This is a genomic window from Rhodobacter sp. CZR27 (genome assembly GCF_002407205.1).
GTDB lineage: Bacteria > Pseudomonadota > Alphaproteobacteria > Rhodobacterales > Rhodobacteraceae > Cereibacter_A.
The window spans coordinates 1,415,081-1,431,291 of the sequence record NZ_CP023548.1 but is presented as its reverse complement, the minus strand read 5'-3'; the positions used below and the strand labels follow the sequence as shown (position 1 = coordinate 1,431,291).

Genomic DNA, 16,211 nt, shown 5'->3' with positions numbered 1-16,211 from the left:
CTTCCTGTCAGCCACCGATCAGGGGGCTGGAGTTCCATGCGGGTGCGAAGCGGAAGTGCACCCGCGGCTCTTCTCCGCTTGCGGCGCCGGACACGACGTATTCGGCGCGGGTCAGCTGCAGCGGCTCCAGCCCGAAGGCGAGCGCGGCCAGGCTTTCGGGCCCTCGCATCATCGCGCCGGCCACCACGAGGCCGATCACGGCGGCCACGGCCAGTCCCTGCACGGCAAGATCGGCCATCTGCTCGCGCCAGACCGCGCCCAGACCGCGCAGGTGGTGCCAGACCATCACGGCGACGAGACAGCCGTAGAGCGCGGCGTTCAGCATCGACAGAAGCAGGAAGCCGCGCGCCTCGGACACGTCCTGCGCCAGGAACACCGGCACCACGCAGCCGGCCGCCAGCACCACGTAGATCGCCGTCATCCGGGGCGGGATGCGCCGGTTCGCCGCCTCGCCCTTGGGCGTGATGCGGAAGTCGACGAACCGCCCGGTCACGCGGTCCCGCACCGCCATCGCGCAACCCCAGAGCACCCAGGGCCATTTCATCGCGAGAAACAGCGCCTTCTCCCAGCTGACGATCGGCGCGTCGACCGGCCGGCAGAATCCGTCGCGCTTCAGGCGCCACGCCATCCAGGTCAGGATCGCCACCGCCGGCAGCGAATGGCCGATGAAGGCCGGGAAGGTCACGTCCGCAAAGCGCATGTCGAGCAGCAGCGCCAGCATCGGCGCGACATACATCATCACCATGACGACCGCGAACATCGGATACCAGAGCTGGCAGGCCACGAAGAGGAACTTCAGCCGTGCCGGAAGCCGGCCCAGGTAGCGCGGCGTATGGCTCAGCAGCAGCGACAGCAGGCTGCGCGACCACTGGAACTCCTGCGTGGCGAGGTCCGCGACATTGGCGGGCCCGTCGCCGAAGGCGATGGCGTCGATGGCATGGACGCCGCGCCAGCCGCCCGCGTTCATCAGCATCGAGGTCGAGTGATCCTCGGCCAGTTCCGGCCCGAGGCCACCGACCTCCTTCAGCGCCCGCGTCCGCACCGCGTAATGCGAGCCGATGCACATCGGGGCCAGCAACCCGGCGTAGCCGGTCTGGAACACGCCATGGAACGTGGCTTCGGTGTGAAGCCGCGTGCGCGCGGCCCAGCTTTCGCCGGCGTTGGCCGAGCAGATGCTGGGCGCGCTGACATAGCCCACGCCCGGATCGGCGAAGGGCCGCAGGATCTCGCGCAGGTAGCCTGGCTGGGGCACATGATCGGCATCGAGCTGCGCCACGATGTCATAGTCGCGATAGCCCCAGTGGTCATAGAAGAAGGCAAGGTTGCCCTCCTTGCAGCGCGTGCGGCGCGGCCAGACCGCGCGGTGATAGTCCGCGCGCCCCTTCCGGCACGAGATCTTGACCCCATGCGCCGCGCACCAAGCCGCGGTTTCGGGCGTCACATCCTCGTCGGCAAGCCAGGTGTCGTGCGGATAGTCCTGCGCCAGCATCGCCTCGAGCGTGCGGCGCACGACCGGGAACGGCTCGGACGGGGTCTTGGTCACGATCATCGCCACGCGCCAGCGACCGGGCACCGGATCGGGCGCCGAGGAGCGGTGGGCGTAGAACAGGACGATGACGAAATAGAGCTGCAGCGCACTCAGCCAGACGAGCGGAAGGGTCACGAACAGGAACCCCGGCCAGCCGATGACATGCACGGGCTTCAGCCACCAGACCCAGAACCAGACCAGCGAGACCAGCCAGAGCAGCGCTAGGACGCCATAATGCCTGCGCTGCACACGGCTCATGATCGGCTCGAGGTAGCGCGCCCCGGTTCCGGCCCGGCTGCGAAGGCGCTCCTGCCGCTTCAGCCTTGCCCTTGCGCGCTTGCGGTCACTGCGCTGCGACATCGGCCGTCTCCAGCCCGAACCACGGCGCGGCGTGGCGCACGATGGTGGCGATGTCCGAGCATTCGGTGCGGAAGCCAAGCTCGGCCGCGGCCCGCGCCGGATCCGCCGTCAGCTCGGGCGGATCGCCCGGACGGCGCGGCTCCATCCGCAGGGGCACCTGCCGGCCGGTGGCGGTCTCGATCGCCCGGACGATCTCGCGCACCGACAGCCCCCGCCCCGTGCCGAGGTTCAGCGCGACGCTCTCGCCCCCGCTCAGCAGACGGCCAAGCGCCAGCACATGCGCCCGGGCCAGATCGGCCACGTGGATGTAGTCGCGGATGCAGGTGCCGTCGGGGGTCGGGTAGTCGGTGCCGAAGATCGCAAGCGGACCGCCCTGCCCCGACGCCGCCCGCAGCGCCAGCGGCAGCAGATGGGTCTCGGGGTCGTGACGCTCGCCCAGCTCGCCCTCGGGGTCGGCGCCGGCGGCGTTGAAATAGCGCAGCGCGACATGGGCGAAGCCCTCGACCCCCATGTCGCGCAGCATCTGCTCGCAGATCAGCTTCGTCCGGCCATAGGGGTTGATCGGCCGCTGCTCCAGCGTCTCGCGGATCGGAAGGCTGGCGGGCACGCCATAGGTGGCGCAGCTTGACGAGAAGACGATGCGCCGGACGCCTGCGGCCCGGCAGCCCTGGATCAGCCCGATCATCCCGCCCAGGTTGTTGTCGTAGTATTTCGCGGGATCGCTGGCCGATTCGCCGACGTAGGCCGAGGCCGCGAAATGCATGACAGCCACCGCCCCGTGGCCACGAAGCGCGGCCTCGACCGCCGCGGCGTCGCGGACGTCGCCGCGCACGAGCGGTCCGAAGCGGACCGCATCCGCATGGCCCGTGCTCAGGTTGTCGAAGCTCACCGGCCGGTAGCCGGCCCTCCGCAACGCCTTGCAGGCGTGCGAGCCGATGAAGCCCGCACCGCCCGTCACCAGAACGACGTCAGACATGATGCAGTTCGGCCTCGCGCAACGGGAGGGTCTTCAGCTCGTCCGCAAAATGGCGGATCGTGAGGGCGAGACCCTGTTCCAGCGGCACCGTCGGAGCCCAGCCCAGAACCGACGTCGCAAAGCCGATGTCCGGCCGGCGCTGGCGCGGATCGTCTACCGGCAGCGGATGGTGCACGATCCTCGAGCGCGAACCCGTCAGGCGAAGCACCCGGTCCGCCAGCTCGCGCATGGTGAACTCGCCCGGATTGCCGAGGTTGACCGGCATGCTGCACTCCGCCGCCATCAGGCGCCGCAGGCCCGCCACCATGTCGTCGACATAGCAGAAGGAGCGCGTCTGCATCCCGTCGCCGTAGAGCGTCAGGTCCGCTCCGGTAAGCGCCTGCACGACGAAGTTCGACACGACGCGACCGTCGTCCGGGCTCATCCGCGGGCCATAGGTGTTGAAGATGCGCGCGATGCGCACCTCGACACCCTGATGGGCGCCGAATTCCCAGAACAGCGTCTCGGCGGCGCGCTTGCCCTCGTCGTAGCAGGCCCGCGGCCCGACGGTGTTCACCGCGCCGCGGTAGCCCTCGCGCTGCGGGGTGACCTCGGGGTCGCCATAGACCTCGGAGGTCGAGGATTGCAGGATCCGCGCGCCGGTGCGCCGGGCCAGCCCGAGCAGGTTCAGCACGCCCTCGGTGCAGGTGCGGAAGGTGTGGATCGGATCCTTCTGGTAAAGCGGCGGCGAGGCCGCGCAGGCGAGGTTGTAGATCTCGTCCAGCGGCCCGTCCCATGGCAAGGCATTGGTGATGTCATGCCGGACGAAGTGGAACCGGTCATTCTTGAGAAGGCCGGCGATGTTCTCCATGCGGCCGGTCTGCAGATTGTCGAGGCAGACGACGGAATGGCCGTCGGCGATCAGGTTGTCGCAAAGGTGGGATCCCAGGAAGCCGGCGCCGCCTGCGACCAGAACGATCTTTCGCCGACTGAACTGTGGCGAAAAAAAGTCACTGCCGGTCGAGACGACCGGAATCGGGCTTCCGTCCATTTTCCATTGCTCCGCTAGAGCGGCAGGAAACTGCTGTCCGTCATGCACGGCGCAGTCGGTTTGCCGGTCTTGTTCAATAGCCTGGGGCCTGCCGGGGCGGCCCGAAGGTTAGTCGTGGCGTGATCCGTTCGGGCTCCGACAGATTACTAAAGTTATAGATACTACTCTTAAGAATACGTCCATCTGGTGTCAACAAGATGGCAAAGTCCAATTGGGCAAGTCGATCCGGCTGTCCTTCATGAATACGGGTCGGATTTTATATCTCAGGTTGAGATGTGGTATTAGGAAGACACTCAGGCGGGAATTACCCGATCATTCCGATAATATACGCCGCGAGTCGCCGACACGAAGATCCTTGGCGGGAAACAGGTTTCACCCGAACGGGAAACACGTGATGAGAATATCCGGGCACGGCGCGGCGGTGAGGTCACGCCTCGCGCGGCAGGGCGTGACGCTGCGCCACCGGAAGGATGCCTGCCAGCGCCCGATGCTTCGCGACCGTTCGTCGCGCCACCCGGATGCCGGCGCGTCCCAGCTCCGCGGCCAGCGCCTCGTCGTCCAACGGGCGACGCCCGTCCTCGGCCGAGACGAGGGCGCGGATGCGCTGTTGCAGGACGGCCGCGGTCACGCCGCCGCCCTCGCCTGCCGCCAGCGCGCTTCGGAACAGCAGCCGCACCGGCACGATGCCGTGCGGGGTCTGCAACAGAAGCCCGCTGACCACCCGGCTCACCGTGCTGGGATGCAGGCCGAGCGGTCGCGCCACGTCGGCCAGTCGCAGGGGCTGCAGGGCGTCCGGGCCATGATCGAGGAACGCCTGCTGGCGCCGCGCGACCTCGGCGCCGACCAGTAGCACCGTCTCGCCCCGCCGCGACAGCGCGCGCTGCAACTCGCGCGCCTCGCGCCTGAGGCGTGCGACCTCGTCCCCCGGCCGTCCGGCGGGAAGATCCGCCACCCGGACGGCAGGCAGGAGCGAGCGGTTCAGCTCCACCGTCCATCCCCCGGCAGAGCGTCGCGCCAGCAGGTCGGGCTCGCGCAGCGGCGGCGCGTGCGCGGCATCGTCGAACCGGGCGCCGGGCTTGGGATCCATGCGGCGGATCGCGCCAAGGCAGCAGCCGACTTCCGCCGGATCAAGGCCGGCATCGACGGCGACCGCGGCGGGCCCCTTGGCCGCCAGAAGGTCGAGCCGGTCGAGCACCCGCTCCATCGCCGGCGTCAACTGGCCACGGTCGGCCGCCTGCAGGCGCAGGCATTCGCGCAGGCTGCGCGCGAACAGGCCGGCCGGCTCGATCTGCTGCAGCATCTCGAGCAGGGCAAGGGCATGGGCCACCGGGACGCGCGCCGCGGCCGCGATCGCCTCCACCGGCTGCTCCAGCCACCCCGAGGGCGCCAGCGCCTCGATGAACCGCTCCGCAAGATGCAGGTCCGCCGGCCTCGTGAGGCGCAGGCCGATCTCGGCGCGCACATGGTCGTGCAGGCCGGGTGCGGCGGCCAACGGCTCCGTTCCGGACAGGGGAGCGCCGAGCGCCGGAGAGCGAAGCCGAAGGAAGGGATTGCGCCGGGCCTCGGCCAAAAGATGGGCCGAAAGCTCGGCGGCATCCATCCTGAGCAGCGAGAGCGCCGCCAGCTGGCTGACGGTCTGGACCTGCCGCTGCCCGAGACGCAGGCCGAGCCGGCTCATCCCGCGCAACCCGGCGCGGGGGGGCGGGGACCGGTCATCGCGGGTTCCTTCAGTGGCGGTTCAGCGCGTCCGGTGTCCGGTCGCAGATGAAGCGCGCGGCAAGCACCAGGGCGCCCACGGCGAAGTCGCGGCCATGCGCGGCGATCATCTCGTCGGAAAGCTCGGCGATGCGGGCGAAGAACGCGTCCTTGCTCGGCTCGTCAAGGTGATTGCGGGTGGTCATGGCAGCCTCCTGTGGCTCATTTGAAGATCTGTGCGGGAAAATCGACGAGGGCAGCCAGACCGCCGCGCGTGCCGATGGCCAGGTGCCGGCCATCCGCCGACCAGACGAGGACCCCGATCGCGTCGCCGTCCCCGGGCCGCAGCACCATCTCGTCCGGCTGGCCCAGCCGGGCGAGCGCGAGTTCCCCGTTGGCCCGCCCGACCGCCACGACATCGCGCCGGGGATGGGGTGCCGCCGCCGTCACCGCCACCAGCCCCGGCCGCCCGGTCCGGAGCGCTCCTGCCATCCCATCCTCGAACGGCGGCCGGTCGAGGCTCCAGGCGGTAAGCCGATAGGCGCCCGAGGTCACGAGCCGCCCGGCGGTGTCGAAGCCGACCGACGCAGGCGGCAGCGGAAAGTCCGCCAGATGCGCGATCCGGCCCGTGGCGATCTCGGCCAGCCACAGACCGCCCGCGGCCGTCCGCCCCGCCGCCCAGCTCCCCGAGGGGTCGAGCGCCGGCGCGCCTTCGGGCTCCGGAATGGCGAGGTGGCGGCAGGAGGTCGCGTCGCGAAGCGTCAGGCCGCCGGCATGGGCCACGGCGATGCGGCCGTCGCGGACGGCGATCCCGCGGGGCCGGTCGGTCTCCACGTGGCCGAGCCGGCGAAGATCGGCGTCGAGGATCTCCACCCCCGCCTCGCGGGCAATGACCAGGCTGAAATGCACGGGGTCACAGGCGAGTGCCTTGACCGGCCCGGCGGCCGGGGCAAGCGCTGTCACCTGTCCCCTCGGCGTCACGCGGTGCAGCGCGCCCGCGGCATCGGCGGCAAGCACCCCGGGCCCGGGAAACGGCGCGATCGCGGCAGTGACGAGCGCCGCCTCGGCAAGCGGCGCGGGTTCGTGCTGGCGCGGACGGATCACGGCACGCCCCGTTTCGAGTTCCAGCCTCAGGCGGGCCGGCGTATCCTCGGCATCGGCCACAGGCGCCAGCGCCAGCCGGCCCTCGACATCGCGAAAGACCACGGCCTTGCCGCTGGCCTCGAAGATCGCCCCGCACACTTCCGCCGGTCGCAGCCACCGCCGGGAGAGGAGATCGAAGGGTGTCAGTGCGAGCGTCTGGTTCATGGCTTTCTCTCCTCTCCCGGCGACGCCTCTGCCGCCAGATCCCGGTCCAGTTGCGCAAGACGCGCCTCGAGCGTCGTCATGCGCAGGTCGCAGGCGGCTAGCGCCTCCTCGGCCGCGGCGCGCCCCGCATCCACGGCTGCACCGCCGGCGGCCTCGATCTCGAGGCCCGAAAGCGTGCGGACGAGACGCTGGCGGTCCGATTCCAGCCGCGCGATCTCGCCCACGGCGGCAATCCGTGCGAAAAGCAGCGCGCTCATTCCGGCCTCCGCGCGGCGTGCAGATCGGCCTCCTGCCGACGCAGCCGCTCGACCACCGCGCCGATCCCGTCCGCGAACCGCGCCTCGGCCAGTTCGATATGGCTTGCGATGGCGTCCCAGACGTCGATGCGCATGGTGGCCTCGGCATCCCCCGTCAGCTCCTCGATCTCGCGCAGGCGGAACTGGCGGGCAAGCGACACGCCGGTGAAGACGAAGTCGCGCAACTCCGAGGCATGGCTGTCGATGAAGAACGGAAGCAGCGGATGCTCGTCCGCCGTGGCCCCCGCCTCGGCCAGACGGCGGGTCAGGAACAGGCGGAAGTGGGCCTGCAGGATGTCCTGGCTCTCGCCAAGGAAGCGCATCACGAAGACCAGATCCTGCGGGGCGCGCGCAAGGACGCGCTCGGCCACCAGACGCGATGGCACGGGCCTGCCGATGGGAAGATCCTCGGAACCGGACATTCCTCGCCTCCGTTGCTGGAACACGGGACAAGCGTAGCACCCATGGGCCGCCTGCCGAGCGGGTCCGGTGCCGAAAAGCGCATCCTGCACACATATTTTTCGGCGGCGTCCGGGCCGATCGTGACAGGGCGTTACGCCGGGACTTTACAGCCGTTTCAGCCTGTTACGGTCGCAGGTGCAGAACGCGGGCGCCGCGGCGCGGCACCCCTGGCGAGGCCGCGAATCGCCCGAGCTGTCCGCGTGCTGTAACGCCGGATCACCCGGCGCGTTACACCTGTAACGAAAGCTGCCTGCGCCCTGGACAGGCCGCGCACCGGCTGCGGCCGACGAGGCGAAATTGCTGATTCCCTCCTGAATTTTTTTTCCCGGCCACTTTCCGGATGTTAGTCGCGCCGCCCGGTGCATCGGGCGCCGGAGCGGCGCGTTTTCCCGGTCTCTGGCACCGGACGTGCTTCCATTCCGGCATAACCGTCCGTCATCGCCGAAAGGCCGACGGCAGAAGAACGAAGGATGGGAGGAGGCCGCCGTCCGCCGGTCCGGCGCTGCGGCGGAGGTGCAGAGCCCCGAACCTTTGCCGTGATCCGCAGACCGCCGGCCCCTTCCGGGCCGCACCCCCGCGGGCCGCTGCCCGCGCCATACATGGAGGCTCATGGCATGACGTCTTTGACGCTGAACAAGATCACCTCGCAACGCGGGATCTCCGTCGGCGAGGCAACGAAAAGGATTTCCGACCTCGGCTGGAACCCGACCTACGTCCAGGAGGCGGCGACCTTCCCGACCGACTACAAGATCGCCAAGGCGCCGCGCGATCCGATGAAGCAGGTGCTGCGCTCGTATTTCCCGATGCAGGAGGAAAAGGACAACCGCGTCTATGGCGCGCTGGATGCGGCGCTGCGCGGCGACATGTTCCGCAATGTCGAGCCGCGCTGGGTCGAGTGGATGAAGCTGTTCCTGGCGATCATCCCCTTCCCCGAGATCTCGGCCGCGCGGTCGATGGCCATGGTCGCCCGCCTCGCGCCCGGCGAGGACCTGCGCACCGGCTTTACCATGCAGATGGTCGATGAGTTCCGCCATTCCACGATCCAGATGAACCTGAAGAAGTGGTATATGGAGAACTACATCGACCCGGCTGGCTTCGACATTACCGAAGAGGCGTTCGGGAAGTGCTACGCCACCACCATCGGGCGGCAGTTCGGCGAGGGCTTCATCACCGGCGACACGATGACCGCGGCCTGCATGTATCTGACGGTCGTGGCCGAGACCGCCTTCACAAACACGCTGTTCGTCGCCATGCCCTCGGAAGCCGCGCGCAACGGCGACTATGCGCTGCCGACGGTTTTCCTGTCCGTTCAATCGGACGAGAGCCGCCACATCGGCAACGGCCACTCGCTGCTGATGGCCGCGTTGAAGGAGCCCGAGAACCACCTGCTGCTGGAACGCGACCTGCGCTACGCCTTCTGGCAGAACCACGCGATCGTCGATGCGGCCATCGGCACCTTCATCGAATACGGCACCACCAACCGCGACAAGGACAAGGAGTCCTACGCGGAGATGTGGCACCGCTGGATCTTCGAGGACTACTACCGCACCTACATGCTGCCGCTCGAGAAATACGGCATCAAGGTGCACCACGACGACGTGCAGGAGGCGTGGAACCGGATCACCAAGAAGCACTACGTCCACAAGGTCGCGCAGTTCTTCGCGGTGGGGTGGCCGGTGAACTTCTGGCGGATCGAGGCCCAGACCGACAAGGACTTCGAGTGGTTCGAGCACAAGTATCCGGGCTGGTATGCCGAGTTCGGCGAGTTCTGGCGCTGGTATGCGAAGCTCTCGAAGCCCGGGCAGAAGATCATCACCTTCAACGAGGAAGTGGGCTACGTCTATCCGCACCGCTGCTGGTCCTGCCTCGTGCCCTGCCTGATCCGCGAGGACATGGTGGTGGACGAGATCGACGGACAGTTGCACACCTTCGCGCATGAGCTGGACCGCTGGACCGCCGTCGAGGCCTTCGCCGACGAATACCAGGGCCGGCCGACCCCCGCGATGGGCCGCTTCTCGGGCAAGCGCGAGTGGGAGACGCTCTATCACGGCTGGGATCTCGCCGATGCGATCAAGGACCTGAACTTCGTCCGCGACGATGGCAAGACGCTGACGCCGCAGCCGCACCTGCGCTTCGACGACAAGGACATGTGGACGCTCGACGACGTGCGCGGCCACACGCTGCTCTCGCCGCTCACCCTCCTGCGCGAGATGAGCCCCGAGGCGCGCGAGAAGCACCTCGCCGACTACCGCGCGGGCTTCACCATCAATCCCTGCCACTGACCGCGATCCCGGGGGGCCGGCGACGGCCCCCTTCCTCAGACGACACGAACGGACGGCAGGGAGGCCGAACCGAATGGGCGTTCATACCGCAGCGAAGCGACCCGAGACCGCGGTCGAGACCCACACCGTGCGGCTCGAACCGGTGGGCGTGGAATTCGAGGTGCGCGAGGACGAGACCGTGCTCGATGCCGCCTTCCGGCAGGGCATCGCGCTGCCGCATGGCTGCAAGGAGGGCCAGTGCTCGGCCTGCAAATGCGTGCTGGTCGAGGGCGAGGTGGACATGCTGAAGTATTCCACCTTCGCGCTCAACGACGGCGAGCGCGACAGCGGCCACATCCTGATGTGCCGCGCGAGGCCCTTCGACGACCTGACGATCGACCTGCTGAACTATGACGAGGAGGTCCTGTCCAAGTCGATCCCGGTGAGAACCTTCGCCGGCCGCATCACCGGCTTCGGCGCCCTCACCCACGACATCCGCGGGGTCGAGATCGAGATCGACGCCCCCCTGAAATTCTGGGCCGGACAGTATGTCGACATCACCGTCACCACCGAAGAAGGGGAGACGATTACGCGGTCGTTCTCCATGGCAAATCCGCCGGGCGAAACCCAGAAACTGCGCTTCATCATCAAGAAATACCCCGACGGGAAGTTCTCGAACCAGCTCGACAGCGGGGGAATCCGGCTCGGGGCCTCCGTCTCCGTCACCGGACCCTACGGGATGTGCTTCCGGCGCGAAGGGCGCGAAGGACCGGTGATCCTTGTCGGCGCGGGCTCGGGCATGTCGCCGGTCTGGTCGATCCTGCAGGATCACGTGGAAAGCGGCGAGGATCGCGAGGTGCTGTTCTTCTACGGAGCCCGCACGCCCGAGGATCTTTTCCATCTCGAGGAGATCGGGGCCCTGACGGCGGCGCACCCCTCCGTCCGCTTCATCCCGGTCCTGTCGCATGCCGCCGTGGATTGCGGCTGGGAGGGCGAGCGCGGCTTCGTCCACGAGGCGGTCTCTCGCATCCTGCGCGAGGAAGGGATCGAGGGCCAGGGCGACGTCTATGCCTGCGGGCCGCCGCCGATGATCGACGCGCTGCAGCCCGTGCTCTTCATGCTCGATTTCGACAGCGATCGCATCTTCTTCGACCGCTTCACCACAACCTCCGGCGCATCGGGACACTGACGCCGGCCATTTCACCAGGGAGGAAGACCAATGCCAGCACTTTCGAGTTCGGTGGGCTCGGGCGCCGCGGGAGCGGCGATCTTCGCGGGCTCCGCCAGCCGGCGCTACAACTACTTCGAGCCGCGCGGCAAGCGGGCCACCCACTACGAGGACGTGACCTGCGACGTCCAGCCCGATCCCGAACGCTACCTGATCCAGGACTGGATCATCAGCTTCTCGAACGGCAAGGGCGCCTATACCAAGGACAACACCCATGCCCGCAGCTCGAACTGGCACGCCTTCCGCGCGCCGGACCAGGAGTGGGAGCGCACGCATTACCAGCGCCAGTCGAAGATCGAGACCATGGTGCAGTCGGTGATTGCGAATGCCCGCAAGGCCGGCGCGCCCCGCGCCTTCGACCGCGCCTGGGTCAAGATCCTCCAGACCCATCTGGGCGCCTGGAAGCACGCGGAGTTCGGGCTCGGCACCTCGCTGATGCAGGCGCAGCGCTACGGCTACACGCAGATGATCAACAACGCGACGCTGACCAACGCCTCCTACAAGATGCGGCTCGCGCAGGACATCACGCTGTATCTGGCCGAGATCGGCATGGACATCGAGGGCTGGGACGACGAGGCCGGCAAGCGCGCCTGGCTTGACGATCCGGTCTGGCAGCCCTGCCGCGAGGCGGTCGAGACCATCATGGGGACCGAGGATTACCTGGAGCAGTATTTCGCGATCAACCTGATCTTCGAGCCGCTGGTGGGCGAGCTGTTCCGCTCGGGCTTCCTGATGCAGGCGGCGGCGGCCAACAACGACTTCATCACCCCCCCGGTGATCTCGGCGGCCGAGGCGGATTACGAGCGCAACCTCGCGAACACCATCGACCTGATGTATCTGCTGGCCAATGACGAGCAGCACGGCGAGGCGAACCGGGCGCTGTTCCAGGCCTGGATCGGCAGGCATGCCGCGCTGGCCGACCGCGCGGCGGCGGCGCTTCAGCCGATCTGGTCGCAGCCCCACTCCAAACCCGTGAGCTTCGAGGATGTCCGGGCCGTCTCGCACGAGCGGCTGGAGCGGATTCTCGGCGAACTCGGCCTTTCCCGCTAAGGAGACGTGACATGTCCGTTGCAGCCCGCGACAGCACCAAGTCCAACATCTTCAAGTCGATGAAAGACATCACCTTCGAGCAGACGATCTCGCACCAGTGCGGCGTCACCATGAATGACTCGGTCGAGGCGCGCGCCATCGCCGAGTTCATGGACCAGGATCCGAAGGTGACCGTCACCTACAACCCGGCGCTGATCCGCATCGACGGCGAGGGCAAGCTGATCTTCAAGATGGACGAGATCAGCGAGTTCCTCGGCAAGGAGATGACGGCCGAGATGTTCGAGGTGAACACCTCGACCCACTACGGCCGCATGGTCCGGGTGGACGACAATACCGTGATCCTGTTCGGAAACATGGACGAGGTGTTCGAATACATCTGACCGATCCGGGCGGGCCGCCCGGCCCGCCCTGCCCCATCGAGTTGACAGGGAGGAAGACATGTACCGCACCGCTGACGGCCGCGAGATCTTCGTCGTGGATGCCCACACCCATTTCTGGGACGGCAGCCCCGAGAACCAGGCCAACATCCACGGCAAGCAGTTCATCGACTGCTTCTATGCCTATCATTCCGCGCTGAGCCCGAAGGACGAACAGTGGGACAAGTCCCGCTTCGAAAAATGTTCCGAGGATGACATCTACCGCGACCTGTTCGTGGACGGCCCCGACGACATGGCGATCATCCAGACGACCGTGCTCGGCGATTTCTACAAGACCGGCTTCGGCTGCATCGAGCGCTCTGCCAGGATGGCCGCGCGCAATCCCGGCCGCTTCATCGTCAATGGCGCCTTCGATCCGCGCGACGGCGAGAAGGCGCTGGAATACATCCACTACATGAAGGAGACGCACGACATCCAGGGCGTCAAGCTCTACACCGCCGAATGGCACGGCGACAGCCGCGGCTGGAAGCTGACCGACCCCGCCGCCTACAAGTGCTTCGAGTTGTGCGAAAAGCTCGGCATCCGCAACATGCATGTCCACAAGGGCCCGACGATCATTCCCCTGTCCAAGGACAGCTTCTCGGTGGGCGACGTGGACGATGCGGCGACCGACTTCCAGGGGCTGAACTGGATCGTGGAGCACTGCGGCCTGCCGCGGCTGGACGACTTCTGCTGGATCGCGGTGCAGGAGACCAATGTCTACGGCGGCCTTGCCGTGGCGCTCCCGTTCATCCACACCCGCCCGCGCTACTTCGCCGAGGTGATGGCCGAGCTTCTGTTCTGGCTCGGGCCGGACAAGCTGCTCTTCGGGTCGGATTATGCGATCTGGACGCCGAAATGGCTGGTCGAGCGGTTCTGGAACTTCCAGATCCCCGAGGACATCGCCGCCGATCGCGGGGTGCAGCTGACCGACGAGATCAAGGAAAAGATCCTCGGGCTCAATGCGGCGCGGCTCTACGGCATCGACATCGAGGCCAAGCGGCGCGACTTCGCGGACCATCCGGTCCTGGCTGCGGCGGAGTAGGCCGATGCAGGCGCCGACAACCGGAAAGGGGGCCCAGCTCTGGGCCCGCCTTGCCCGCGTCTCCGACCCCGAGCTTGACGAGCCGGTGACGGATCTGGGCTTCATCGAGCGCATTGCGGTTCTGCGCGACCGGGTCGAGGTGGACTTCCGCCTGCCGACCTACTGGTGCTCGCCCAACTTCGCCTTCCTGATGGCGGAGGGCATCCGGCGCGAGATCCTCGCGCTGCCATGGGTCGCGCAGGTGCGCGTGCGGCTGGTCGATCACCTCTTCGCCGACAAGGTGAACCGCGGCGTGAACGAGGGCCTGCCCTTCGCCTGCGTCTTCGCCGAGGAGGAGGGCGGCGACCTCGACGAGCTGCGCGCGAAGTTCGAGGAAAAGGCGTTCCAGCGCCGGCAGGAGGCCGTGCTGCTCGCGCTGCGCGAGCGGCAGGTCCCGGACGAGGCGATCTGCGCCATGACGCTGGCCGATCTGGACCGGCTGCGCTTCACCTCGGGTCCGGCCGCGGCCGAGCTTCCGCGCTACCGGGCGATCCTGCGGGACTCGCTCCGCGCCGCCGCCCCGGGCGATCCGGCCTTCGTGACTTGGGCGGGCGATCCCCTCTCGCCCGCCACGCTTCCGGCGCACATGGCCCGCCTTCGCTCCGTCCGGATCAACATGGAGTTCAACGGCGCGCTCTGCAGGGGGCTTCAGGCCGCACGATACCGGGACAGCCCGGAGGAGCCGGAACTGATCGACTTCATCCTGAACCGGGTTCCGCCGCGCGAACCCCTTGCCGGCCGCGCCTGAGCGGCCCGCCCGATCATCAAAGGAGGCGCGCCCCGCGCAGGCGGCGGCGCAGGGAGGACAACCATGCCGAAGAAGATGCTGCACAATCACGAGGCGCGGAAGGCGCTGGCCCGCGGGGTTGCCCGCCTCGCCGCGGCGGTCGAGCCGACGCTGGGCCCGAAGGGCATGAACGCCATGATCGACCGGCCGGTGGGCACGCCCCTCGTCACCCGCGACGGGGTCTCGATCGCCTCGGAGATCGAACTGCCCGACCGCTTCGAGAACATGGGCGCGCAGGTCGTGCGCGAGGTCTCGATGCAGACGAACGAGGTGGCCGGCGACGGCACCACGACCGCCATCGTGCTGGCCAACGCCATGATCCAGCAGGGGGTGATCCTGGCCGAGAAGGGCGCGAAGCCGGTGGACCTGTGCCGCGGTATCGAGCTTGCCGTGGGTCGGGTGGTGGCCGCGCTGAAGGAAACCGCCCGCCCTGCCGCCGATGACGAGGCGATCCTGTCCGCCGTCGCCCGGATCGCGGCCACCGACGAGGCGCTCGGCGCGCTGGTGGCCGAGGCGCATGCGCGCGTCGGCACCAGCGGCGTCATCACCACCGAATACGGCGTGACGGTCGAGACGGTGCTGGAGGTGATCGAGGGCATGTCCTTCGACCGCGGCTATCTCTCGCACCACATGGTCACCGACACCGAGAGCATGGAGGCCCATCTCGACCGGCCGCTGATCCTGATGACCGACCAGAAGATCCGCGACCCCGAGGACCTGCACCCCGCCCGTACCATCGCGCGCGAGGAAGGCCGCCCGCTTCTCGTCATCGCCGAGGAGGTCTCGCCCGAGGTGGTGATCTCGCTGCTCGAGGCGCCGGCGCCCGAGAGGTATCTGGTGGTTCACCCGCCGGAATACGGCCACTGGCGGCGCGCGATGATGGACGACCTCGCGATCCTGACCGGCGGCTCGGTGCTGGCGCGCGACCTGGGCCAGAAGGTCGGGGCGGTCACGCGGGCGCAGCTGGGCGGCGCGGCACGGGTGGTGACCAGCGCGAGCCACACCACCATCCTGCGCGGCGAGGGCTGCGCGGCCACCATCGCCGCCCGCCGGGCGCAGGTCCAGCGCCAGTATGAGGCCGCCCCCCCGAACATCGAGCAGGACAAGCTGCGCGAACGGGTGGCCAAGCTTTCGGGCGGAACGGCGATCATCCATGCCGGCGGCGTGACGCCGGTGGAGCAGAAGCGCACGATCCAGCTGGTCGAGGATGCGCTGAACGCGGTGCGCGCCGCCGCCGAGGATGGCGTGGTGCCGGGCGGCGGAACGGCGCTTGCGCAGGTGGCGCCGGTGCTCGACACGCTGACCGGGCTGTCCGGCGACGTGGCCGAAGGGGTGCGGCTGGTCCGCTCGGTGCTGACGCGGCCGCTGGCGCGGATCGCGCTGAACCGCGGCAGCGACCCGAATGCCGTGGTGAAGGCCGTGACCGAGGCCGAGTCCGGCACCGGCTTCGACGCGGCCTCGGGCCAGTATCGCGAGATGATCGCGGCCGGGATCATCGACCCGGTGCGGGTCACCTGCGCGGCGCTGCAGAATGCCGCCTCGGTCGCCGCGCTGATCCTGACCACCGAGACCCTCGTCGGCCACTTCGAGCAGGTCGAGGATCCGACCGAGGGTCCCGCCCTCGGCGGCGGTGCCGAGCGGCTCGGGCGGCCGTGAGGCAAGCGCCCGCCGGCGTCTCCCCCGGCGGGCGCCCTCGATCCCGACACCCGCTCGCCGGAAGGGCGAGCCGA

At 68.4% G+C, this 16,211-nt stretch carries 15 protein-coding genes; 7 read left to right on the top strand and 8 right to left on the bottom strand.

The features are described 5' to 3' along the window. Nucleotides 1-7: 7 nt before the first annotated feature. The 8 genes from CK951_RS06980 to CK951_RS06945 all read right to left on the bottom strand — a co-directional run bounded on the left by CK951_RS06980 (nucleotide 8) and on the right by CK951_RS06945 (nucleotide 7,615). Complete coding sequence (locus CK951_RS06980; protein ID WP_096785461.1) at nucleotides 8-1,888, bottom strand: glycosyltransferase family 2 protein; 1,881 nt, start codon at nucleotides 1,886-1,888, stop codon at nucleotides 8-10. Next, entirely contained in the window at nucleotides 1,872-2,864 is a 993-nt protein-coding gene (gene galE / locus CK951_RS06975) for a UDP-glucose 4-epimerase GalE (RefSeq protein ID WP_096785460.1), read from the bottom strand. Before galE ends, CK951_RS06980 begins: the two co-directional genes overlap by 17 nt. Further along, nucleotides 2,857-3,894: a UDP-glucuronic acid decarboxylase family protein gene (locus CK951_RS06970; RefSeq protein WP_096785459.1), complete on the bottom strand. Its 1,038-nt coding sequence runs from the start codon at nucleotides 3,892-3,894 to the stop codon at nucleotides 2,857-2,859. The genes galE and CK951_RS06970 overlap by 8 nt, the downstream gene beginning before the upstream one ends. A 427-nt stretch (nucleotides 3,895-4,321) precedes the next feature. Beyond that, nucleotides 4,322-5,572 carry an RNA polymerase sigma-54 factor gene (locus CK951_RS06965; protein ID WP_096785458.1) on the bottom strand — a complete coding sequence of 417 codons (1,251 nt, stop codon included), beginning with the start codon at nucleotides 5,570-5,572 and terminating at the stop codon, nucleotides 4,322-4,324. 49 nt (nucleotides 5,573-5,621) lie between these two features. Beyond that, on the bottom strand, nucleotides 5,622-5,795 hold the full coding sequence (locus tag CK951_RS21355) for a hypothetical protein (RefSeq protein ID WP_096785457.1): 174 nt from the start codon (nucleotides 5,793-5,795) through the stop codon (nucleotides 5,622-5,624). Nucleotides 5,796-5,811: 16 nt separating this feature from the next. Continuing rightward, nucleotides 5,812-6,897: a WD40 repeat domain-containing protein gene (locus CK951_RS06955; RefSeq protein ID WP_096785456.1), complete on the bottom strand. Its 1,086-nt coding sequence runs from the start codon at nucleotides 6,895-6,897 to the stop codon at nucleotides 5,812-5,814. Next, nucleotides 6,894-7,154 carry a hypothetical protein gene (locus tag CK951_RS06950; RefSeq protein WP_096785455.1) on the bottom strand — a complete coding sequence of 87 codons (261 nt, stop codon included), beginning with the start codon at nucleotides 7,152-7,154 and terminating at the stop codon, nucleotides 6,894-6,896. Before CK951_RS06950 ends, CK951_RS06955 begins: the two co-directional genes overlap by 4 nt. Continuing rightward, on the bottom strand, nucleotides 7,151-7,615 hold the full coding sequence (locus CK951_RS06945; protein ID WP_096785454.1) for a hypothetical protein: 465 nt from the start codon (nucleotides 7,613-7,615) through the stop codon (nucleotides 7,151-7,153). Before CK951_RS06945 ends, CK951_RS06950 begins: the two co-directional genes overlap by 4 nt. A 654-nt stretch (nucleotides 7,616-8,269) precedes the next feature. Here CK951_RS06945 and CK951_RS06940 point away from each other — a divergent pair. The 7 genes from CK951_RS06940 to CK951_RS06910 all read left to right on the top strand — a co-directional run bounded on the left by CK951_RS06940 (nucleotide 8,270) and on the right by CK951_RS06910 (nucleotide 16,137). Then, nucleotides 8,270-9,937 carry an aromatic/alkene/methane monooxygenase hydroxylase/oxygenase subunit alpha gene (locus CK951_RS06940; protein WP_198402416.1) on the top strand — a complete coding sequence of 556 codons (1,668 nt, stop codon included), beginning with the start codon at nucleotides 8,270-8,272 and terminating at the stop codon, nucleotides 9,935-9,937. 73 nt (nucleotides 9,938-10,010) lie between these two features. Continuing rightward, nucleotides 10,011-11,105 (top strand): NADH:ubiquinone reductase (Na(+)-transporting) subunit F, encoded by a 1,095-nt coding sequence (locus CK951_RS06935; RefSeq protein WP_096785452.1) that lies wholly within the window; start codon nucleotides 10,011-10,013, stop codon nucleotides 11,103-11,105. A 30-nt stretch (nucleotides 11,106-11,135) separates the two neighbouring features. After that, nucleotides 11,136-12,194 (top strand): aromatic/alkene monooxygenase hydroxylase subunit beta, encoded by a 1,059-nt coding sequence (locus CK951_RS06930; RefSeq protein WP_096785451.1) that lies wholly within the window; start codon nucleotides 11,136-11,138, stop codon nucleotides 12,192-12,194. Nucleotides 12,195-12,205: 11 nt separating this feature from the next. Further along, nucleotides 12,206-12,574, top strand: coding sequence for an MmoB/DmpM family protein (locus tag CK951_RS06925; protein ID WP_096785450.1), 369 nt, complete (start codon nucleotides 12,206-12,208; stop codon nucleotides 12,572-12,574). Between the two features lie 58 nt (nucleotides 12,575-12,632). Further along, the gene (locus CK951_RS06920; RefSeq protein WP_096785449.1) at nucleotides 12,633-13,655 is read left to right on the top strand and encodes an amidohydrolase family protein; all 1,023 of its coding nucleotides are present in this window, start codon (nucleotides 12,633-12,635) and stop codon (nucleotides 13,653-13,655) included. Nucleotides 13,656-13,659: 4 nt separating this feature from the next. Further along, the gene (locus CK951_RS06915) at nucleotides 13,660-14,442 is read left to right on the top strand and encodes an iron-sulfur cluster assembly protein (protein ID WP_096785448.1); all 783 of its coding nucleotides are present in this window, start codon (nucleotides 13,660-13,662) and stop codon (nucleotides 14,440-14,442) included. Between the two features lie 63 nt (nucleotides 14,443-14,505). Next, entirely contained in the window at nucleotides 14,506-16,137 is a 1,632-nt protein-coding gene (locus tag CK951_RS06910; protein WP_096785447.1) for a molecular chaperone GroEL, read from the top strand. Nucleotides 16,138-16,211: the final 74 nt, after the last annotated feature.

Excerpts from the sequence above, each read along its gene's own strand:
- CK951_RS06945 (WP_096785454.1), bottom strand. The coding sequence starts at position 7,615 with ATGTCCGGTTCCGAGGATCTTCCCATCGGCAGGCCCGTGCCATCGCGT.
- CK951_RS06940 (WP_198402416.1), top strand. The coding sequence starts at position 8,270 with ATGACGTCTTTGACGCTGAACAAGATCACCTCGCAACGCGGGATCTCC.
- CK951_RS06980 (WP_096785461.1), bottom strand. The coding sequence starts at position 1,888 with ATGTCGCAGCGCAGTGACCGCAAGCGCGCAAGGGCAAGGCTGAAGCGG.
- CK951_RS06965 (WP_096785458.1), bottom strand. The coding sequence starts at position 5,572 with ATGAGCCGGCTCGGCCTGCGTCTCGGGCAGCGGCAGGTCCAGACCGTC.
- CK951_RS06930 (WP_096785451.1), top strand. The coding sequence starts at position 11,136 with ATGCCAGCACTTTCGAGTTCGGTGGGCTCGGGCGCCGCGGGAGCGGCG.
- CK951_RS21355 (WP_096785457.1), bottom strand. The coding sequence starts at position 5,795 with ATGACCACCCGCAATCACCTTGACGAGCCGAGCAAGGACGCGTTCTTC.
- CK951_RS06910 (WP_096785447.1), top strand. The coding sequence starts at position 14,506 with ATGCCGAAGAAGATGCTGCACAATCACGAGGCGCGGAAGGCGCTGGCC.
- CK951_RS06935 (WP_096785452.1), top strand. The coding sequence starts at position 10,011 with ATGGGCGTTCATACCGCAGCGAAGCGACCCGAGACCGCGGTCGAGACC.
- CK951_RS06950 (WP_096785455.1), bottom strand. The coding sequence starts at position 7,154 with ATGAGCGCGCTGCTTTTCGCACGGATTGCCGCCGTGGGCGAGATCGCG.
- galE (WP_096785460.1), bottom strand. The coding sequence starts at position 2,864 with ATGTCTGACGTCGTTCTGGTGACGGGCGGTGCGGGCTTCATCGGCTCG.
- CK951_RS06915 (WP_096785448.1), top strand. The coding sequence starts at position 13,660 with ATGCAGGCGCCGACAACCGGAAAGGGGGCCCAGCTCTGGGCCCGCCTT.
- CK951_RS06925 (WP_096785450.1), top strand. The coding sequence starts at position 12,206 with ATGTCCGTTGCAGCCCGCGACAGCACCAAGTCCAACATCTTCAAGTCG.
- CK951_RS06920 (WP_096785449.1), top strand. The coding sequence starts at position 12,633 with ATGTACCGCACCGCTGACGGCCGCGAGATCTTCGTCGTGGATGCCCAC.
- CK951_RS06970 (WP_096785459.1), bottom strand. The coding sequence starts at position 3,894 with ATGGACGGAAGCCCGATTCCGGTCGTCTCGACCGGCAGTGACTTTTTT.
- CK951_RS06955 (WP_096785456.1), bottom strand. The coding sequence starts at position 6,897 with ATGAACCAGACGCTCGCACTGACACCCTTCGATCTCCTCTCCCGGCGG.